Below are 19,768 nucleotides of genomic sequence, written 5' to 3'. Positions count from 1 at the left end.
CGGCGGCCGCAGGCCCGGCGGTCACCGCCTGCGCCTGGGTCGCGGTGCCGGGATGCACGGTGAATTCGGCCTGGACCGTTCCTGTGGTGCCGTCTGCCCCCACCTCCTGTCGGACGGTGGCCGCGACGACGGACATCGCATCGTCGACAGGGAAGGCAAGGCGGAGAATCCCGTCGGCGGCGTGGGTGTGACTCGCGGGAGTGAAGCCCTCCAGGAACCGGATGCCGGAGGCGAGCGAGAAGGGCCCGGCGGGGGTGAGGCAGACGGCGGGCACGGTCAGCCTCCGTGTGCGGTGAGTGTGTAGCCTTCGGGACCCTCGAAGGAGAACACCGGCCCGAAGGGACTGTCCGCCATGGGGGTCAGGATCCTGACCCCGGCGGCGGTGAGCTGGTCGCGGAGCTTGTGAGCATCCGCGGTCTGGAACCAGATCACCACGCCCAGGCCGGGCCGTGCGGTATCGGCGAGGTCGACGCCCGGGAGGAGCTCACGGACGGCGAACGGGGTCGGCTTGGTGTCGAACACGACCGCGTGCGGCGGCGAGACCGCGGCTCGGCGCAGACCCAAGTGCTGCTCGCAGAAGGCCGCTGCTGCGTCCACGTCGCGGACTTGCAGGGCAACGAAGTCGGGGCCGTCGATGGTGACAGGCATAGGTATCCCTCGATCTCTCATGTCAGGACTTTGACATAGGTCAGACTAAGATCGCGCAGCCTGCATGTCAAAGTTCTGACATCATGGAGGGCATGCCACCCGAACCGCCCCACCTCGCGGAAGACGTCACGCAACATGTGGGCTACCTGCTCAAACGCGCCCAGGCCGCCCTGCGCAGCGCGATGGACAAGGTCCTGCGCGAACACGGCCTGACCGTGCCGCAGTACGCCACCCTCGAACTCCTGGCCCTGCACCCCGGCATGTCCAACGCCGACCTCGCCCGCGCGACGTTCGTCACCCGGCAGTCCGGAAACGTCGTCCTGCGGGGCCTGCAGGAAGCGGGACTGATCACCCGCCCGGCTACCGCCGACCACGGCCGCGTCCGGCCCGCCCACCTCACCGAGGAGGGCCGCACACGCCTGGCCGCGGTCCAGGCCGCCGTCTACGCCATCGAACAGCGCATGACCGAGGCGATCCCGCCACAGCGCATGACAGCACTGCTCGCCGACCTCGACCGCATAGCGGCAGCCCTGGAGAAATGACCTGCCGGCCCGGAGCGCCGAGGAGCCCCAGCCGACCCGCAGCCTCGCTGCCGGGGGCGGCGGTGTAGGCAACGGATGCGCAGATCGGCGCCGGGGTGGCCGACCCGGCCCGGCAGGCCTGCGAAGTGGCGCCACGCGACGTTGCGCTCGCGTCCGCGCTGAGCGGACGCGTCCCCGAACAGGGCAGCCCACGACGGGCTCCACACCATCAGGTTCCAGGCCGCGTCGTGCACGCTGAGCGGCACACCGTCCATCTGGTCCACCAGCCTTCGGACCCCCGGCGGGACATGAGCCGACAACAGCCCGGGGCCCGGGGCCGCTTGGCCCGCCAGCAGGTACGGATTGCTCCTCGCGGCGCAGTCCGACGGCCCGCCGTACCCCGCCGACGGGAAGTCCCGCGGCGGAGGGGGTCGTGCGGTCGCGCCAGCCCGGCGATCCTGACGATCCGTTCGCCGGCCTCGTGTCCTGCGGCATGGCTGCGACCACCACGCGACCACCATGGCCCCGGACGCACGAAAGGCCGTCCTCTCATGGATGAGAGAACGGCCTCCGACCTGCGTTTCCGCATGGTCGGGACGACAGGATTTGAACCTGCGACCCCTTGACCCCCAGTCAAGTGCGCTACCAAGCTGCGCCACGTCCCGATGCCCGCTGACCTGGGGTTTCCCCCGGACGAACGCGCACGAGAACAATACCGCACTTCGCGGGGTGGTCGCGCGCACCTTTTCCGCCGCGAGCGGCGCTTGACCTCAAGTGGGGTTGAGGTCGCAAGATCGGTGCATGACACAGACACCTGGGGACACGGGGCTCCACCACGAGGATCTGAGCGCGCTCATGGCGCGCATGACCGGGGCCGAGAAGCACGGGCCCGCGGCCACGTCCACGCTGGACGTGCTGTGGGTGCTCTACGACCGGGTGCTGCGGGTCACGCCCGCGAGCGCCGGGGACCGGGGACGCGACAGGTTCCTGCTGTCCAAGGGGCACGGGCCGATGGCGTACTACGCCGTGCTCGCCGCCAAGGGGTTCTTCCCCGTCGAGTGGCTCGACGGGTTCGGCGGGTACGACTCCCCGCTCGGCCACCACCCCGACCGCACGCTCGTCCCGGGCGTCGAGATCGGCAGCGGGTCGCTCGGGCACGGGCTGCCGCTCGCCGTCGGCACCGCCCTGGGGCTGCGGGCCCAGGGGCTGGACGACCCGGCGGTGTGGGTGCTGATCGGGGACGCCGAGCTGGACGAGGGCAGCAATCACGAGGCACTCGCGTACGCCGGCCCGGCCGGCCTGGAGCGGCTGCACGCCATCGTGATCGACAACGACTCCGCCACCCACGGCTGGCCCGGCGGCATCGCGTCGCGCTTCGAGGCCGCCGGCTGGTCGGCGGTGACCGTGGACGGGCGGGACCACGCGGCGCTGCACGCCGCCTTCACCGCCCCGCATCCGGGCCGGCCGCACGTGGTCGTCGCCCGCGTCGAGAAGAAGGCTTGAGGGGGAGACACTCATGGACACCATGCGGGAACGGTTCATCACGGTGACGTCGGAGGCCCTGGACGAGGATCCGCGGCTGGCGCTCGTCCTCGCGGAGATCACCATGGACGGGTTCCGGCCCGCCCGCGACCGGCATCCGGACCGGGTGATCAACGTGGGCATCCGGGAGCAGCTGCTGGTCGGGGTCGGCGGCGGGCTGGCCCTGACCGGGCTGCGGCCGGTCATGCACACCTTCGCGAGCTTCCTCGTGGAGCGGCCGTTCGAACAGGTCAAGCTGGACTTCGGGCACCAGGGCACCGGCGGGGTGCTGGTCAGCGCGTCCGCCTCGTACGACTGGCCGGCCGGCGGGTTCACCCATATGGCACCGGGTGACGTGGCGCTCCTGGACACGCTCGACGGCTGGACCGTCCATGTCCCGGGCCACCCCGACGAGGCCGAGGCCCTGCTGCGCCACGCGTACGCCGACGGTGACGAGAAGGTCTACGTGCGGCTGTCGGCGCTGTCGAACGCCGCGCCGCGCGCCGTGGACGGTGCCCGGTTCCACACCGTCCGCGAGGGCGGCGGGGGCGTGGTGCTGGCCGTCGGACCGACCCTCGACCACGTGCTCGCGGCCACCGAAGGCCTGGACGTGACCGTGCTCTACGCGACGACGGTACGGCCCTTCGACGACGCGGCCCTGCGCGCGGCGGTCGGGCGGGGCCCGGCCGACGTGGTCCTGGTCGAGCCGTACCTGGCCGGCACCTCCACCACCGCGGCGGGCGATGCCCTCGCCGACCGCCCGCACCGCGTCCTCGGCCTGGGGGTGGGCCGGGCCGAGCTGCGCCGCTACGGCACGATCGAGCAGCACACCGCCGCACACGGCCTGGACCCGCACTCCCTGCGCGCACGCATCACCGCGTTCCTGGCGGGGGGCCGCTGAGCAGGGTGGCCCCGACGGCTCCCCGACGGCGCCCGGACGGCTCTCCGACGGCTCCCCCCGCGGGCACCCCTATGCCCCGCCCAGCTCCGGGTGCGCCGCGGCGAGCCGCTTGGGCGCGGCCTGGCGCCAGGAGTCGACCAGGATCGAGCGCAGCTCCCGGGTGTCCTCCAGCGCCGCGAGCCGCACCCGCAGCCAGGCGTAGTTGTCGTCGTGGCCCTCGCGTATGAAGAACTTCTCCGGCTCCGCCCCGATCAGCTCGGCCCGTTCCTCCTTGGGGCACTTCACCCCGATGGACGCGTCGTCGTCACCGAGCGCGGCAAAGATCTTCCCGCCCACCCGGAACGTGGGCATGCCCCAGGCCGGCTTCTCGCTGCTGTCCGGCAGGGACAGCGCGATCGCACGGACGTCGTCGGCGGTCGTGGCCATGCCCGCGGCTCCTCTCCGCCGGTGGTGCGGCGATCCGGTCGGCTCGGTCGGCGCGGTCCCGCCCTCCGGAGGGACCCCGTCGTCCCCGACCGTAGCCCCCGGCACTGACAACCGCCCCCGATCCGGGGTCCGGCCCTGATCCCGCGTCCGTCCCTCAGCTCGCGTCCGTTCCTCAGCCCGCGCGCAGGCCGTCCTCCCGCTCGTGCAGGTCCGCCACCAGCTCCGCCGCCAGCTCCTTGATCGTCCCCAGCCCCTCCGTGCCCCACCGGCGCGGCACCGCGTCCACCGCGCACACCGTGCCGAGCACCACCCCCTGCCGGTCGGTCAGCGGCGCCCCCAGGTAGGAGCGGATCCCGCTCTCGTCGACCACCGCGTTCCCGGCGAACCGCGCGAAGTCCCGTACGTCCTCCAGCACCAGCGCTCTGCGCCGTACCACCACGTGCGGGCACCAGCCGTGGTCGCGGGCCAGCACCCGCGCCGGGTAGCCGCTCGCCGGGGCGTCGGCGGCGTGGTGCAGTCCGGCGAAGAACTGCCGTTCCTCGCCGATGAAGTTGACCCCCGCGTACGGCGCCTGAAGGGTCCGCGCGACGCGACGCGCGAACAGGTCGAGGCGCGCGTCCACCCGCTCCCCCAGGCCCAGCTCGCGCAGCCGGACGACGCGCGCGGGCGCCTCCCGGTCCACCGGGGTCAGCAGCAGGTGTCCGGTCGATTCGTAGTAGGTCATGGTGTTCCCCCGAGTGACGGTTCCTTGAAGAGCGCGGCGTGGACCGGCGCGGCCTGGGCCGGCGCGGCGTCGTGCGGCGGTTGCCCGGCCGTGGTGAGCAGGTGGTGGACGAGGGTGGCCAGGACCCCCGTACCGGAGCCGGTCAGGCGGGCGTCGCACCGTACGACGGGCACGTCGGGCGCGAGCCCCACCGCGTCACGGATCTCGTGCGGCGCGTACCGGTGGCTGCCGTCGAACTCGTTGACGGCGACCACGAAGCGGATCCCCCGCCGCTCGAAGAAGTCGACGGCGGCGAAGCAGTCGGCGAGCCGGCGCGTGTCGGCGAGCACGACCGCCCCGAGCGCGCCCGCGCACAGCTCCTCCCACAGGAACCAGAAGCGCTGCTGGCCGGGCGTGCCGAAGAGGTACAGGACGTGCCGGGAGTCCAGGGTGATCCTGCCGAAGTCGAGGGCGACGGTCGTCGCGGTCTTCGCCTCGACACCCTCCAGCCGGTCGGCGTTCTCGCTCAGGCCGCTGAGCAGCTCTTCCGTGGACAACGGCTCGATCTCGCTGACCGCGCCCACGAAGGTGGTCTTGCCCGCTCCGAACCCGCCCGCGACCAGGATCTTCAGGGTCACGGGCGCGCCCTCACAGGCGCTTGCGCAGTCCATCGAGCACCGCCCTCAGCAAAGACACGTCATCGGCAGGGTTGTTCAGGAAGCGGGGGGCGCGTGCGGTGACGGCCCCGTACTCCATCAGGTCGGACAGCAGCACCTTGGTGACGACCGCCGGCAGCCGCAGCTGCGCGGCCACCTCGGCCACCGACACCACGCCCGTGCCCGCGCACAGCCGGAGCGCGAAGGCGTGCTCCGGGCCCAGCGGCGCGCGCGGGCGCACGCCGGTCGCGGTGACCAGCGACAACAGGTCGAGCGCGACGTCCACGTCCGGGCGGGTCCGGCCGCCGCTCGCGGTGTACGGCCGCATCACCCGGCCCGCGGAGTCGTCGAGCCACGGCGTGTCGCGGGCGGTCCTCATTGCTCCGGGGCGACGGCGACCGGCCGGCGCGGCGGCGCGGCGAGGTACGGCCGGACGCTCTTGACCAGCATGGCCATCTCGTAGCCGAGGACGCCGGCGTCGGCCTCGCGGTCGGCGAGGACGGCGAGGCAGGTCCCGGCCCCGGCGGCCGACACGAAGACGAGCGCGGAATCGAGCTCCACGACGACCTGCCGGACCTCGGCGCCGTCGGCGAAGCGGGCGCCGGCGCTGCGGCCGAGGGAGTAGAGCCCGGACGCCAGCGCGGCCATGTGGTCGGCGCTGTCGGCGTCCAGCCCGTGGACGCAGGTGACGAGGCCGTCGGCGGTCAGCAGTACGGCACTGCGGGTGTACGGCACGCGTTGGACGAGGCCGCCGAGCAGCCAGTCGAGGTCGGACAGCTGGCTGGTCGCCACTTCGCTGGCCATGGCGGTGCGCTCCTTGCTGAGGTGGGGGGTCATGACTGGTTCTCCGTCTGGGCGAGGCCGAAGCCGCGCTGGAAGGCGGCCATCAGGCCGGGGTCGTGCAGGGGCTGCTCCCCCACCACCGGCGGCCGCGGTGCGGGGGCATCCAGCAGCTGCGGCACGATGTGGGTCTGCGCCCGCCGCCTGGGCAGCGGCGGCCGTTCGTCGTCGCCCCGGTGCCCGCGCCCCGCGGCACCGGGGATCCGAGCGCCCTCCGCACTCTCCCGGGCCGCCGGGATCCTGGCTTCGGCGGGCGCCCACGAGGGCCCTGCCTGCGGGGCGGGGTCCGGGCGGGACGCGGGCGGTACGGACGCCTCGGGCACGGGCTCCCGCGGCACAAACGCCTCAGGTGCGGGCTCCCCCGGCACCAACGCCTCGGGGACGGGCTCCCGCGGTACAAGCGCCTCGGGTACGGAGACCACGGGTACGGACGCCTCGGGCGCGAGCCGCTCCGGTACGCGGTCCTCCGGTACGGCGGCCCAGGCCAGCCCGGGCCCCGGCGCGGCGACGGAAGCCGAAGGCGGCACCGGCCCCAGCGCCTCCGCGGCCGCGGCGAGCGCCGCCGTCCCCGGGTCTGCACCCCAGAACACCGGCGGCACCATGTCGAACCGCGCTTCCGGCGCCGGGCGCGTCCTTCCCGCGTCCGGGTCGACGGGGTCCGGGCCACGGCCCGGGGCCGGGTCCCAGGCGACGTACCGGCCGGGGCCCGACGGGCCCGGGTCCGAAGTCGCGCGGCGGTCGGGGCCGGCCGCCGGACCGGGCCGGGTGGCGGGCGCCCGGCGGGGCAGGGCCGGGCCGGGATCCCGTACGGGTGCCGGGGAGGTGGCCGGCCACAGGGGTGCGTCCGGCTCCGCCCCCGGGGCCGGTGCCGCGCCGGGCCCCGGCGCGGGCGCCGACGCGGGCCGCCGCTCGGGCCCCTGCTCCGGCCGAGGCAGCGGCTCCAGCTGCGGTTCCAGCTCCGGCCCCGGCTGCGGCTCCGCGTACGCCCTCCGCTGCGGCCCCCCGGCCGGTACCGTCCGCGTGCGCGGGATCCGGCGCGGCAGCGGTGGGTCGGCCACCGTCGGCGCCACCGGGTCGGCTGCCGTCGGCGGGGCCGGGGCAGTCGGCGGGGCCGGCGCGGCCGGGGGTGGCAGGGTCACCCGTACCGGTTCCAGGAGCGGCGGGGGCGACGGCGGGGGCGTCGTCGCCGTGCCCCACGTCGTCGCACGGGAGCCGCCCACGGCGTCCGCGCCCACGGGGACGTCGGCGCCCAGCAGCTCCTGCGGCAGGACCAGCACGGCGAGCACTCCGCCGTAGATGTTGGACTTGAGCTCCACCGCGATGCCGTGCCGGCGGGCCAGCGACGACACGACGAACAGGCCGATCCGCCCGTCGGCCAGCAGGTGCTTGACACTGACCTGGTCCGGGTCGCCGAGCAGCGCGTTCATCCGGTGCTGTTCGTCCACCGGCATGCCCAGGCCCCGGTCCTCGACCTCGACGGCGATCCCGGCGGTGACCCGCTCGGCGCGCACCACCACGTCGGTGTCGGGCGCGGAGAAGACGGTGGCGTTCTCGACCAGTTCGGCCAGCAGGTGCACCACGTCGGCGACGGCATGGCCGCGTACCGTGCCGCCCGCCGGGGGCACCACCTTGACCCGCGTGTACTGCTCGACCTCGGCGACCGACGAACGCAGCACCTCGCTCAGGTCGATCGGCCGGGTCCACTGCCGCCGCGAGGCGGCACCGCCGAGGACAGCCAGGTTCTCCGCGTGCCGGCGGATCCGGGTGGCCAGGTGGTCGATGTGGAACAGCTCTTTGAGCAGGTCCGGGTCCTCGACCGTGTCCTCGAGCTCGTCGAGCAGCGAGATCTCGCGGTGCACGAGCGACTGCAGCCGCCGGGCGAGGTTCACGAAGACCTCGACCTTCTGCTCGCTGTCGCTGGGCGCGGCGGGGCCGGCCAGCCGGGCCAGCGTGGCCTGGGCGTGTTCGCGCGCGCCGCGCAACTCCTGCGACAGCAGCCAGAATTCGTCCACCCCGGGGCGGGCGTCCGGGGCCGGGGTCCCCGACGGCGTCCGGACCACCCGCGCCGGGCTCTCGCCCCGTTCCAGGCGCTCGGCCGCCGTCCTCAGCTCCTGGCGGCCCCGCACGCTGGACCGCCGCAGCGCCTCGCAGCGATCGTGTACGGCCTTGGCCGCGCGCTGCGCGCCGAGCAGGGCGGCGGCGAGCGCGCCGACGACGAGCAGTCCGCAGCCGGTGAGGACCGGCCACAGCCGGGCGTCCGGCCCACCGGGGCCGCGTCCCAGCTGGAGCGCGAAGATCACCGCGGCGGCGCCGCTGAGCCCGGCGGCGAGCGTGGGCAGCACAGCGGCACGGACCAGCTGGGGGCGTATCAGCCGCCCCGGTCCCGTGACGGTGTGGCGCGACGGGGCGTGGCGGGCGGCGCGGAGTCCGGACATCGGCGTCCTCGGTACGTGGGGCCGGACCCCCAGGTGCTCCGGGGTCCGGTGTTGATCACCGAATACCCACGCTAGACCGCACCCTCCCGCCCTGGTCGGCCAGTTGGGGAACTTCACCGGGGTGCTTCCCGCTCCGGAAGGAGCGCTCGTACGGCCGCCCGAATGCGCCGGGAGCGCACGCGCGGGGGCGCACCCTTCCCACTGCACCGACGGCCCTGGCGCCGACGGTGCGCCCGCCACCCGCCGCCTGCCGCCCGACCACGCCGACCCCGAAGGCCGGGCGTCCACGGCCGGAGGTGACCCTGGTGGAGACCCCTCAACCTCATGACCGGGGGCCACGGGATCAGCCACACGGAGGTCTCCACCCCCGGCACCACCGTGCTGCATGGCGTCCAGCTCTGGGTCGCCCTCCCCGGCGAACACCGCCACGCCCCCCGCGACTTCCAGCGCCACGCCCCCGGGCCGCTCCGCGTCGAGGGAGCGGAACTGCGGGTCTTCCTCGGCACCCTCGCCGGCGAGACCTCGCCGGTCCGCACCTTCAGCCCGCTCCTCGGCGCCGAGATCCTGATCGACGCGGGTGCCACCGTCACCCTCGACGTCGACCCGGACTTCGAGCACGGCCTGCTCGTCGACGAGGAGATCGTGATGTGGGAGCTCCATCCGGCGTAGACGCCGAGGAATTCGGTGGATCGCGTGGGTCGTGCCGGGCTTCGCGCACGATGCCGAGGAGGTCGAGCGGCACCGTCCAGGTGGCGAAGGCCGCATTGGTCCGGCCTCGCGTTCGCGGTTGGTCGGCTCTTCCAGCGCCGCGTCAGTGTTGATGAGCTTGCGGGTGATCGAGGGTGCGAGCAGGGCGTCACCGCGTGCGGCGACGCGTACGGCGTGCAGGAAATCGTCCGGCACGATGTCCTTGACGAGGAATCCGGCAGCACCGGCGCGCAGGCGCGTGCAGATGGAAATGGAACCGGAGGACGCCGAGGGCGTCGGTCGGCCGGCCGTCTGCCTCGACCCGGCGAACGCGGACTTCGTGGTGCTGACCCCGGTCCATGGCTGGACCTCCACTCTGCAACTGAACCCCCACTCCGCGAGTCGCGCGTCGTGGCGCCTGAACTTACATTGCGAACGAAGGGGCGCTACGGACAGTCAGCAGCCAGGCGCGTACCGGACCGAACCAGGACCGGCGGTCCTGACTCACCGCGCCGTGGTTCAGCAACGAGGAGACTCCATGACCGAGTACGCCGAGGCAGTCAGCCCCTTCCCCTCCCTGTACCAGCTCGGCGACGTGCTCACGGACCCGGTGGGCGAGGAATTCCGCTCGGTGCTCGGCGAGCTGTACGACGACGAGTTCGACCTGGCGCTCTGGGGACTCGTCCAGGAGGGTGATGCGCACCTGCGGCAGATCGTCCCCGGCCCGGCCGAGGCGGCGGCCGGCGGTCACGGACCCGATCCGATGCGTGCGGAGCGGCTGCTGCGCACGTGGGCCGGGCCGTTGCAGGAATCCGCCGACGACCTGCTGGAACGCATGGCCCAGGTACTGGAGGCCGAGGACCCGGCCACGGCGGACGAACAGCGGATCGAGGAGCTGCTCGAATCCGTGCCGACCACCCTGACCGACATGTCCGCCGCCTTCGACGAGTTCCTCGGCTCGCTGAAGAAGAAGGCGAGGAAGCTCGCGAGACGCGCGGCGGGCCTGGCCCGGAAGGGCATCGCGGCCGCGGGACGCCTGGTCCCCGCCGCCGTTCTGCTGCGCCGGCTGGCTCCGCTGGTACGACCCCTGCTCCAACGGGTGCTCCGGCTCGCGCTCGACCGGCTGCCACCCGCACTGCGCCCGTACGCGACCCAGCTGGCCCAGCGCTACCTGAAGACCGCGGGCGAGACCTCGGCGACGGAGACGGCGGTACCGACCGCCGTGCCCGACATCGCGGCGGTCCAGCAACGGTTCGACGCGACGCTCGCGGGACTGCTTCTGACCACCGACGAGTACGAGCTGCAGACCCTGGCCGCGGCCGAGGCCGTGGCCGCCGACGACGAACAGGACGACACCCTCGCCCTGTTCGACGAAGGCCGGGAGCGGTTTGTGGAGGGGCTCGCCCGGCTGGAGGAAGGACAGGACCCCACCGGGCTCGTGGAGGAGTTCCTGCCGGTGGCCGCGCTGCGCCTCGGCGTCCGTCTCGTCGGCCGCGAACGCGTCGTCCACTTCCTCGCCACGTACCTCGGCCGGCTCATCGCCCCCTACGTCGGTCCGCGCATCTCCCCGGCGCTGTCCCGCGCCATCGTGGACGCGGGGCTGCGCATGCTGACCCTCGAAGCCCCCGACGAGGAGACCGGCGAACCGAACGGGGCCGCCTACCCGGGGGAGGAGGACGCGGACCCGCGCCGTCTCGCGGCCGAGGCGCTCGCCACCCTTGTGGAGGACACCGCGGCACGCGTCACCCAACTGGACGAGGAGACGCTCGACGACCCCCTCTTGTTGGAGGCCGCCATGGTGGAGGCCGGCCGGGACGCCGCCGCGACGAGCTTCCCGTACGAGGTGCTGCGCCCGGACGGACTCGCGGAAGAGGCCACGCGGCCCGCCGTGCCCTGGGTTTCCATGCCGCGCCGCGGCCCCCGTCGCTACCGCAAGTGCGCACGGGTCTTCGACGTCACCCTCACCCCCCGACTGACCCGGGCCGTCCCCGTCTTCGGCGGTCGCACCCTCGACACGTACCTCAGGGACCGGTTCGGCACCGCGGGACCGGTACGGGCGAGGGTCCACCTCTACCAGGCCGTGCCCGGCAGCCGGCTCGACCGGATCGCCCGTTCGGAGGGCAGCCTCCTCGGCTGGGACCCCGGCGCCGAGGCCCCCTGGGAGCTGCTGCACCCGCTGACGCCCACGGCGGCAGGCCTGCTGCTCGGCGATCCGGCGCTCGGCGGCGGGGAATCGGCGCTCCTGGACGATCTCACCGGTGGTCCGGGACGGTTCGCCGGCGCACCGGACGCACCGGGCGCGCCGAGGCTCGGCCAGCGCTTCTACGCGATCCAGCTGCCCGGCGGCACTCGCTCCCGGCCGGGTCGCGGGGCCGCACGGCGACGGTCCGGTCCACCGGTCACCGCGGTTCTCGACGGACGGACGAAGGAGATCCGGCTCACGGTCCACCTGCCCGAGTCGCAGGCCCAGACCGTGGCCGCCGCCCTGCGCCGCGGAGACAGCCCGGCCGTCCCCCTGGCCGCGCTGCGCCGCACCATTCACGCCGCCTTGGGCGAGGCCCTCTCCGACGCACGGGACCGGCGGGTACAGGTGGTGGACGAAACCCCCGACACGGCGCAGCTCCTCACCGGCCCCGGGACGGGCGGACCGGGCCGGGGCGGAACGCCGACGGTCGCCGCCCGGCTGACGGCCTGGGCGAGTCTCGCGCTCTCCCGGTTCCTCGCCGGTGACCGGCGGGCCTTCGTCAGCGCCACCGAGGACCCGGCGGACGGTGTGACCCTGCTGGTCCACCTCGTCCAGCCGCCCGGGTACGACGAGTTGCACGGGTACGTGAAGCGGCGGGACTCTCCAACCGGGGGCTTCGCGGACTCCGCGCCTCTCCGGGCCGCCTTGGCCGGTGCGCCGCGCGACACGCGCGTCGAGATCGTCCCCGGGTACCGGCGTGCGTGACGAGGTGGCGGCGTTGTGGCTCCAGCTGGCCCGTCAGGTCGGTCACTGGCGGGGCGCCGTCGGCACACTCGCCGACCCCGACAACTTCGCCTCCGCCGACGCCTGGCGCGCCCTTGAGCGTGAACTCGGGGTGGCGCTCCGGCGGCATCTCGCGGAGGCCGTCGCTTCGCTGCGCGCCGATGCCGACGTCCTGGCCGCCGAACTACGCGCCGCCCGCGTCGGCGCCGACCTGCGGCTGCTTCGCCGCAGAATCACACGCTTCCGGCGGCGCTACACGCGCGTGGAGACGGCCCTCGACTTCTACGGAGACGCCGTCAACTCCCGTACCACGGACAAGCTGGCCGCCCTGCTGCGCGCCTGTGACGTGCTCGCGGTCCGCAGCATGCAGGCGGTGCTCGGCCCCCTCGGCCGGTCCGCACCGCCGGTCCTCACGTACGTCGACAAGGGCATGGGCGCCTCCATCCTGAGAACCGGGCTGCGCCTCTGGGACGCGGGCGGCCTCACCCCGGCCGCCGCTATCAAGATCACGCGGCACAATCTGCACCGCCCGACAGCGCTGTTGCACGAGGCCGGCCATCAAGTGGCCCACATGCTCGGCTGGAACGAGGAGCTCGCCGACACGCTGCGGCTCACCCTCGCCGACGACCCCGAGGTGGCCGAGGCGTTTGCCGGATGGGCGCCGGAGATCGCGGCGGACACCTTCGCCTTCGCGCACGCCGGCTACGGGGCGGTGGCCGCGCTCCACGACGTCCTGGCCGGGGACCCCCGGCAGGTGTTCCGGATCCGGCCCGGCGATCCGCACCCCGTCGCGTACCTGAGGGTGCTGCTCAACTCCGCGATGGCACAGAGGATTTACGGCTCGGGCCCGTGGGACGAGCTGGCCCGGGCCTGGATGCTGACCTATCCGCTCGACTCGGTGCCGTCCGATGACCGGGAACTGCTGCGGCGCTCGATGCCGTGGCTGCCGCTCATCGCCGAGGTCTGCCTGCTGCGGCCCATGCGGGCGTTCGGCGGCGCGCCCCTGGCGACCCTGGTCGACCCGGTGCGGGTACGGCCCGACGCCCTGCGGCAACTGGCCCAGGAGGCGGGGCCCGCGCTGTACAGCTCCCCGCACTGGCTGGACGCCGAGGCGCTCCGGCTGCTGGCCCTGTCCGGGTGGCGGGCGGCAACCGAGCCCGAGGCGGCGGTGTCGGTGGCCGGGGAGTTCGAGGACTGGATGACGCGACTCGGACAGGGCGTCCGGGGCGTGGTGCGAGAGGAGAGACCGTGAACCAACCACTGAGCCAGGAGCAGCAGGAACAGCTCGCGATCGCGGCGGCTCTGAAGCAGCTTGCCGACGCTCTCAAGGGGCCCGACCTGCCGACCAGCAAGCTGAACGCCTTCTGGGCACCGCAGGGTCAGGCCGGTGGCCAAGGCCCGGGCGGAGGAGGCCCGGGGCAGCCGGCAACAGTACAGCCGCAGGCCCAAGCCCAGCAGCAGTCACCTGCACAACAGCAGGCTCAGGCCGGACAAGCGGCGCCCGTGCAGCATCAAGGTCAGGGCCGAGCTCAGGCGCAGCCGAAATCGGAGCCGCCGCCGGAGAAGGTCACGGACGCCGAGAAGCCCGAGGAGAGTTCCTGATGTTCCACAAGCTCGCCGCCTTGGTGGCTCCCGTTCCGGTTGCACCGCCCGCGCCGCCGTTCACCGTGCTGAACCAAGCCGACTTCCTTTTCCAACAGCACCCAGCAGATCTGGTGTCGCTGCTGGAAACTGTATGGAGGACGGGTTTCCGGGCAAGTCCGCCTGCCCCGGGTGGTCTGCGCAACATGAGTCCGGCCCAGCTCGCCTGGCCATCCAGGCCCGCCCTCGTGGGCGTGCCCACCCGTCCAGGGCCCGTGTTGGCCAGCCTCGGTACTCTGCCGAACCCATTTGTCGGCCCCCACTTGATCTATGCGTACCTGATCGAGAACACCCGCGCGTATGAGATTTTCCGCCGGGTCATTCACGGTCTGCTGCACGGCGAGCAGTTGGGCATCCCCCAGCGCCCCGAGACGTTCGAGTGGCTCCGCACGACGGAGGAGCTCTTCTACAAGGACGGCGCGCCTCTCACCGTCATGTCCCTGGACAGCCACCTACGCCCCGACCTGCGCGCCACCCGACGGAATGCGTACCACCGGCTTCTCGGAATGGATCTCAACCACGGGACCGACGACGGCCAGGTCTACCCGTACGAGAAGGCCGCCTCGGCCAACCACGCCTTCATTTCGGCTTTCGAGGAGTTCTTGCGTCTCGTATGGGTGGCGATCTCCTTCGAGGGGCCGGCTGGTGCCCCCGTCAGCGGTCCGGTGCCGGTGGACCCCGCGGCGATCGCCAATCTCGCCCAGCGGCTGCAGATCATGCTGAACGAGCGTCGGGGCAGTCAGCCGACCATGGCGAACCTGGCACGGGAGGAGTTTGTCGCTGTCGCCGCGATGTCCTGGTTCGATCTGACTCTGACCGACAACACTCCGATCGTGCAGGACCTGCAAGCCGTGGCCACCGCACCCGAGGAGCGGCTCCGCCGCATCGGCGAGCGGGTCGGCCTGCCGGCGCACAGCCGGTCGCACGACTACTTCATCCTCGCACCACGGGTCAGCCAGCTCCTGATCGGGATCGAAGGCGGCGCGTATTCGAGTCCGGCCGGCGCGTCATTGCTCTTCCTGCGCCAACTTCCCAGTCTCGCCCCCAACCCCACGCGGGATCTGATGCAGGCGATCATCCATCACTGGTCGCAGGCCACCGGCCGCGATCTGAAGTCGACGGCCGTCCACGCGACTCCGCGTTCCGCGGCGCCCGCGCCTCCGCCGACAGCGGCCCCCGCGCTCGCCATGACTCCTGCGCCGGTCAGCAGCAACACGGCCGCGCCCGCCGCCTTCGCACCCGTCTCGACCAACGGGTCGGGTCCCGTCAGTCCGCAGACGCTCCGCCCCTGAACCAGGAGACAGCATCATGAACCTCTCGTCCTGGGAGTCCGGTTCGCCGACGGGAACGGTGCGCGACGCTCCCCCTCCCGCTCCCGAGCAGGTCGGGCACTGGTCGTACCCAGTAGTGAATCCGCTCCGCCCTCCGCACGAGATCCTCGCCCTCGCCGAGACGGCGGACGCTGCCGGGAGGCCCGGCCCCTTGGGCCTGCTCGAAGGGGAGGTCTGGTCCGGCACGGCGACACAGGCGGACTTCCTGAACCGCGTGCTCCGCGCCCACCTGGCCCGCAAGGCCAAGAAGGGGCCGCCCGGCCGTGATCTGTCGTCCGACGAACGGGCCCCTGTGCCGGGTACGAAGATCGAGATGAGGGCGGACGCCGCGGCGGCCGCCGGAAGGCTGCTGGCCGCCGCGCAGGACGCGCTGGCCGCGGCGCGGGCGCGGGGCGACGAGGACGCCGCACGGACCACTCGACTCACCGCGACCAGTGGCTACCGCGACGCCGCCCACCAGGAGCGCCTGTGGCGCCGGTACTTCGAGCGGTACTACAACGAGAGCGCCGCCGGCCGGGCGCGACTGACCGGCGGTCCGCACGGCGACGAGGCCGTGCAGTACATGCTCGACGTCTTCCGCGTTCCGTCCCGCATCGCGGCGCCCGGATACAGCAACCACCAGAACGGCATCGCGATCGACCTCCTCCAGGAGCGCACCGCCGGTCACCGGATCAGGAACAGCACACAGGCCGCGGCGGTCCGCGCGTGGCAGCACACGTGGTTCTTCCACTGGTTGCAGGGGAACGCCGGGACGTGCGGGTTCGCACCGTACGAGCGGGAACCGTGGCACTGGGAGTACCGCCCCGCGCAAGGAGTCGGGCGGGAGTTCGAGTCCTTCGACCGGATCGGCGTGGAGAGCCTGGACGACTACGAGGACGAGTACGCGCTGGAGTACGAGTACCAGGACGAGGACGAGGACGAGGACGGCGTCCCCGGTACGCCGGAGGAATACGCGGAGTCGGACGAGTACGAGAAGCCCGACGAGTGGGGCGAGTGGGACGAGTACGAGCAGGAGTGGGAGGACGACCTGGAGGCCCAGGCCGCCGCGCTCGATGACGAGCTCTTGGCCGAGACCTCGGACGACCTTCCGGCCGGCCCCCTCGGCACCCTCCGTCTCGACCGGCCCGATGGGCGCAGCTGGACCTACACCTTCACGCCCGAGGACGTGCTCTGGACAGCCAAGCTCGTCGCCCTCGAGGCCGGGGGAACCGACGACGCGAAGAACGCGGCGGTGATCTGGGCCATGCTCAACCGCTACGCCCTCATCACCCACCGGAGCAAGAAGTACCCGACGTTCACCTCCTTCATCCGGGCCTACTCAACGACCCTCCAGCCGGTCCTGCTCAACAAGAACGCGGCAGCCGCCCACATGCACGAACGCGACTTCCGCCGCACGGGCGGCACGTACGACGGCACCGACATCCCCAAGGGCCAGCTGGGACGGCACCTCAGAACGCAGGCCGAGCCGTGGCGAGACGTGCGGCCCGCTTCGGCGAAGGAGCTCGCCCTGCGGGCGCTCACCGGCCGTCTGCCCAACCCTGGAATCGGCAACGCGAGTGAGTTCGCCTCCACCCGCATCTTCTGGCAGCGCCGGCACCGGACCAGGGACGAGCCGACCCAACAGCAGTGGCGCGACTACACCGAGGCCTACGCCCGACGTCGAGACCTGCGCTGGATCGGTGACGTGCCGGGGCTGTCGCAGCGGGCGAACGCCTTCTTCCTGCACCCTGTGGGAAGGAAGTACCCGCCGGGAGCCGTCCGCGTGTCACCTCCGTCCGGGGGCTGGGGCAGTGGTGGGTGAGACCTGGCATTGATGCCATCCAGGGGAGGTCTGCGCCCCTCCGGGCTCCCAACCTTCGCCTAGAGCGAGTCCTGCACCCGCCGCCGACACGGAGGCTGTCGCCATGGACCACCTCCTCCCCGTCTTCCCCATGCTGGAATCCCTGCACCTGCGCCTGGTGTTCCGACCGACGCACACGAGACGCTCGCCGACCTCGCCAACCGGCTCGGTCCCGACGCAACCCTCGTCGAGCGACACGCACCCGGTGAGTACGATCCGTGTGCGCACGACGACCGGGGAGGAGCCGTTCGCGGTGGGTAGGGGTCTGGGATTCCGAGGACGCTCCCGTGGCTCAACGCGTGGAGGCCCGTCTATGGCGATGAAGGCCCGCTCGCGTTCCTCGGAGGTCAGCCTGCCCCATAGGCGAGCGACTTCTCCAGCTCCTCGTCCGCCGTCACCGCTCGCCGGCGAGGTCCAGGTCGCCGGCCCGGGACTCGTCCGCCGGGCGGTCCACCGGCTTCGGGCGGCGCCACGGGTGGGTGATCGGGTGGGAGACCGGGCGCCACCAGGGATCCACGGGCAGCGTGCCGGCGGGCTCGAAGGGTTCGCCGGGGTGCGGGACCGCCACCGGCTGGCCGGCTTCCGCGGCGGCGTCGAGCGTCCACTCGCCCGGTTCCGCCCAGGCGTGCAGGGCCAGGCTGAAGGTGCCCCAGTGGATCGGCAGCAGCACCCCGTGCGGCTTCGATCCCTGCAGGTCGAGGTGGGCCTGGACGCCCTCCTGGGGGGTCATGTGGATGTCCGGCCAGTACTCCGAGTACGCGCCGATCTGGATCATCGTGGCGTCGAAGGGCCCGTGCGCGGCCCCGATGTCCTGGAAGCCGGGGAAGTAGCCGGTGTCACCGCTGTGGAAGATGCGGTGCTCGTCGCCCTCGACCACCCAGGACGCCCACAGGGTGTGCTGCTGGTTGCGCAGGCCGCGGCCGCAGAAGTGGCGCGCCGGGGTCGCGGTCAGGGCCAGCCCGTTGATCTTGGTGGACTCGTTCCAGTCCAGTTCGCGCAGCCGGTCGGCCGACACCCCCCACCGCTCCAGGTGCGCGCCGACGCCCAGCGGCACCGCGAAGACGGTGTCCGTACCGGCCAGCGCCTTGATCGTCGGCAGGTCGAGGTGGTCGTAGTGGTCGTGCGAGATCACCACCACGTCCACCGGGCCCAGTGCGGCCAGCGGCACCGGTACGGGGTGCAGTCGCTTGGGGCCGGCGAAGGGGAACGGAGAGCACCGCTCTCCCCACACGGGGTCGAACAGCACGCGCCGCCCGTCGATCTCGGCGAGCACGCTGGAGTGCCCCATCCACGTCAGCCGCAGCCCTGTGACCGGCGGCTTCGCCAGGTCGGCCAGCGTCGTCGGGTGCACCGGAACGGACGCGGCGGGGCCGCGGCGCTGCCGCTGCTCCTTGTGGAAGTAGATCTTGGCGAACTCCCGCATGGAGCCGGAGGGCCTGGTCCGGGCCCCGACCGGGTTCTGGAAGACGCCGTCGGCGAAGTTCGGCGAGCGGCGGATCCGCTCCATGCGCGCGCCGGACGGGTCCGCGCCGAAGGCTTCGGGCCGCAGGTCGCGCAGCCGAGGACGCAAGGGACGGGAGCCGGTCAAGGCGCCTCCTGGGAGGGGAATGGGACAAGGAATGGGACAGGGGGGATCCTGCTCTCTTCGACGTTCCCAACGCACACCGGCCCGGAAGGATTCCGGTTCCGGGCCGGGGCCCGGTCCCGGACCGGGCGGCGCCCCGCCCCGCGCCCGGCGCTACAGCGGCAGCAGGTCCGGCCGCTTGGCCTCCACGTGGTCCCCGGAGGACTCCCCGCGCAGCCGCCGCCCGATCCACGGCACCAGGTACTCGCGCGCCCACTGGATGTTGTCGCGGGTGACCTCGGCGGATCCGCGCGGCTGCTGCGGCGGCCACGGCTGGTCCGGGTCGGCCGGTACCTCGATCCCGAGCACCTGGGCCGCGCGCAGCGCCACCCGGGTGTGCCCCTCCGGGGAGAGGTGCAGCCGGTCGTCGTCCCAGGCCCGCCGGTCCTGTACGGACTTCAGCGACCAGAGGTCGAGCACCGGGCAGTCGTAGCGGTCGGCGATGGCCCGCACGTGCGCGGAGTACGTCGCGACCTTGCCCCGCAGGTGCTTGAGGACCGGCACCCCGCGGGTGTCGAAACCGGTGGTGATCATGACCTGGCCGACGGCTCCGGTGAGGTCGGCCACGGCCGCCTCGAACCGCTCCGCCACGTCGTCGGGGTCGCTGCCGGGCCGGATGATGTCGTTCCCGCCGGCGCAGAAGGTGACGAGGTCCGGCGCGAGCTCCTTGGCCCGCGACACCTGCTCGGCCACGATCTGGTCGAGCAGGCGTCCGCGTACGGCGAGGTTCGCGTACCGGAAGTCGTGCTCGTCGCGCCGGTCGGCCAGCAGTACGGCGAGCCGGTCGGCCCAGCCGACGTAGATTCCCCCGGGTCCCGGGTCCCCCACACCCTCGGTGAAGCTGTCCCCGATCGCCGCGTACGAGCCGATGGTGTCGATGCTGCCGATGGTCCGTCGTGTCGAGTTGTTCATCGTTGTCGTCGCTGCCACGGGACCACATCCTTCACCTCAAGACGTGACCTACGCCACCGTAGGAAGGGGTTGACGGACCGTGATCTATACCACCCGGTCAGGGAGGAATAACAA

Annotated in this window: 18 protein-coding genes, 1 tRNA gene and 2 pseudogenes; 10 read left to right on the top strand and 11 right to left on the bottom strand. The window is 72.9% G+C overall.

Features of this window, described 5'->3' with window-relative positions; genetic code table 11:
* Positions 1–276: 276 nt before the first annotated feature.
* The gene (locus ACZ6KO_RS03285; RefSeq protein ID WP_469299313.1) at positions 277–648 is read right to left on the bottom strand and encodes a VOC family protein; all 372 of its coding nucleotides are present in this window, start codon (positions 646–648) and stop codon (positions 277–279) included.
* 92 nt (positions 649–740) lie between these two features.
* Between ACZ6KO_RS03285 and ACZ6KO_RS03280 the strand changes: the two genes are divergently transcribed.
* Positions 741–1,190, top strand: coding sequence for a MarR family winged helix-turn-helix transcriptional regulator (locus tag ACZ6KO_RS03280; RefSeq protein ID WP_469299311.1), 450 nt, complete (start codon positions 741–743; stop codon positions 1,188–1,190).
* On the opposite strand, the gene ACZ6KO_RS03275 is transcribed toward ACZ6KO_RS03280, so the two are convergent.
* Together ACZ6KO_RS03275 and ACZ6KO_RS03270 are read right to left on the bottom strand one after the other, a co-directional pair.
* Entirely contained in the window at positions 1,091–1,444 is a 354-nt protein-coding gene (locus ACZ6KO_RS03275; RefSeq protein ID WP_469301506.1) for an MmyB family transcriptional regulator, read from the bottom strand. The two genes, ACZ6KO_RS03280 and ACZ6KO_RS03275, sit on opposite strands and share 100 nt — an antisense overlap.
* A gap of 313 nt (positions 1,445–1,757) precedes the next feature.
* Positions 1,758–1,834: transfer RNA gene (locus ACZ6KO_RS03270), tRNA-Pro, on the bottom strand.
* 136 nt (positions 1,835–1,970) lie between these two features.
* On the opposite strand from ACZ6KO_RS03270, the gene ACZ6KO_RS03265 reads away from it, so the two are divergent.
* Positions 1,971–2,672, top strand: a complete 702-nt coding sequence (locus ACZ6KO_RS03265; protein WP_469299307.1) for a transketolase — start codon at positions 1,971–1,973, stop codon at positions 2,670–2,672.
* Positions 2,673–2,685: 13 nt separating this feature from the next.
* Positions 2,686–3,591, top strand: coding sequence for a transketolase family protein (locus ACZ6KO_RS03260; RefSeq protein WP_469299306.1), 906 nt, complete (start codon positions 2,686–2,688; stop codon positions 3,589–3,591).
* A 69-nt stretch (positions 3,592–3,660) separates the two neighbouring features.
* Here ACZ6KO_RS03260 and ACZ6KO_RS03255 read toward each other — a convergent pair whose 3' ends face one another.
* The 6 genes from ACZ6KO_RS03255 to ACZ6KO_RS03230 all read right to left on the bottom strand — a co-directional run bounded on the left by ACZ6KO_RS03255 (position 3,661) and on the right by ACZ6KO_RS03230 (position 8,651).
* Positions 3,661–4,017: an MmcQ/YjbR family DNA-binding protein gene (locus tag ACZ6KO_RS03255; protein ID WP_469299304.1), complete on the bottom strand. Its 357-nt coding sequence runs from the start codon at positions 4,015–4,017 to the stop codon at positions 3,661–3,663.
* Positions 4,018–4,189: 172 nt separating this feature from the next.
* A complete protein-coding gene (locus ACZ6KO_RS03250) occupies positions 4,190–4,741 on the bottom strand; it encodes a GAF domain-containing protein (RefSeq protein ID WP_469299301.1) in 552 nt (183 codons plus the stop codon).
* A complete protein-coding gene (locus tag ACZ6KO_RS03245; RefSeq protein ID WP_469299297.1) occupies positions 4,738–5,391 on the bottom strand; it encodes a GTP-binding protein in 654 nt (217 codons plus the stop codon). Before ACZ6KO_RS03245 ends, ACZ6KO_RS03250 begins: the two co-directional genes overlap by 4 nt.
* Positions 5,369–5,755: a DUF742 domain-containing protein gene (locus tag ACZ6KO_RS03240; RefSeq protein ID WP_469299295.1), complete on the bottom strand. Its 387-nt coding sequence runs from the start codon at positions 5,753–5,755 to the stop codon at positions 5,369–5,371. The genes ACZ6KO_RS03245 and ACZ6KO_RS03240 overlap by 23 nt, the downstream gene beginning before the upstream one ends.
* The gene (locus ACZ6KO_RS03235) at positions 5,752–6,180 is read right to left on the bottom strand and encodes a roadblock/LC7 domain-containing protein (RefSeq protein WP_469301504.1); all 429 of its coding nucleotides are present in this window, start codon (positions 6,178–6,180) and stop codon (positions 5,752–5,754) included. Before ACZ6KO_RS03235 ends, ACZ6KO_RS03240 begins: the two co-directional genes overlap by 4 nt.
* 29 nt (positions 6,181–6,209) lie before the next feature.
* The gene (locus ACZ6KO_RS03230) at positions 6,210–8,651 is read right to left on the bottom strand and encodes a sensor histidine kinase (RefSeq protein ID WP_469299293.1); all 2,442 of its coding nucleotides are present in this window, start codon (positions 8,649–8,651) and stop codon (positions 6,210–6,212) included.
* Positions 8,652–8,966: 315 nt separating this feature from the next.
* On the opposite strand from ACZ6KO_RS03230, the pseudogene ACZ6KO_RS03225 reads away from it, so the two are divergent.
* The 7 genes and pseudogenes from ACZ6KO_RS03225 to ACZ6KO_RS03195 all read left to right on the top strand — a co-directional run.
* Positions 8,967–9,287 (top strand): annotated as a pseudogene (locus ACZ6KO_RS03225) (pirin family protein); the annotation flags it as partial.
* Between the two features lie 316 nt (positions 9,288–9,603).
* Positions 9,604–9,693, top strand: a pseudogene (locus ACZ6KO_RS03220) (VOC family protein); the annotation flags it as partial.
* A gap of 183 nt (positions 9,694–9,876) precedes the next feature.
* Positions 9,877–12,288, top strand: a complete 2,412-nt coding sequence (locus tag ACZ6KO_RS03215; protein ID WP_469301608.1) for a hypothetical protein — start codon at positions 9,877–9,879, stop codon at positions 12,286–12,288.
* Positions 12,281–13,558, top strand: coding sequence for a hypothetical protein (locus ACZ6KO_RS03210; protein ID WP_469299291.1), 1,278 nt, complete (start codon positions 12,281–12,283; stop codon positions 13,556–13,558). Before ACZ6KO_RS03215 ends, ACZ6KO_RS03210 begins: the two co-directional genes overlap by 8 nt.
* The gene (locus tag ACZ6KO_RS03205) at positions 13,555–13,908 is read left to right on the top strand and encodes a hypothetical protein (RefSeq protein ID WP_469299288.1); all 354 of its coding nucleotides are present in this window, start codon (positions 13,555–13,557) and stop codon (positions 13,906–13,908) included. The genes ACZ6KO_RS03210 and ACZ6KO_RS03205 overlap by 4 nt, the downstream gene beginning before the upstream one ends.
* Positions 13,908–15,239 carry a hypothetical protein gene (locus ACZ6KO_RS03200; protein ID WP_469299284.1) on the top strand — a complete coding sequence of 444 codons (1,332 nt, stop codon included), beginning with the start codon at positions 13,908–13,910 and terminating at the stop codon, positions 15,237–15,239. The genes ACZ6KO_RS03205 and ACZ6KO_RS03200 overlap by 1 nt, the downstream gene beginning before the upstream one ends.
* A gap of 16 nt (positions 15,240–15,255) precedes the next feature.
* Positions 15,256–17,079 carry a M15 family metallopeptidase gene (locus tag ACZ6KO_RS03195; RefSeq protein ID WP_469299281.1) on the top strand — a complete coding sequence of 608 codons (1,824 nt, stop codon included), beginning with the start codon at positions 15,256–15,258 and terminating at the stop codon, positions 17,077–17,079.
* 433 nt (positions 17,080–17,512) lie between these two features.
* Here the strand turns inward: ACZ6KO_RS03195 and ACZ6KO_RS03190 are convergent, their stop codons facing one another.
* Positions 17,513–18,706: an MBL fold metallo-hydrolase gene (locus ACZ6KO_RS03190; protein WP_469299278.1), complete on the bottom strand. Its 1,194-nt coding sequence runs from the start codon at positions 18,704–18,706 to the stop codon at positions 17,513–17,515.
* Positions 18,707–18,856: 150 nt separating this feature from the next.
* Entirely contained in the window at positions 18,857–19,654 is a 798-nt protein-coding gene (locus tag ACZ6KO_RS03185) for an SGNH/GDSL hydrolase family protein (RefSeq protein WP_469301503.1), read from the bottom strand.
* Positions 19,655–19,768: the final 114 nt, after the last annotated feature.

The sequence above is a fragment of the Streptomyces sp. NPDC042102 genome, from assembly GCF_055582305.1.
This window is presented reverse-complemented; position numbering and strand designations above follow the sequence as displayed.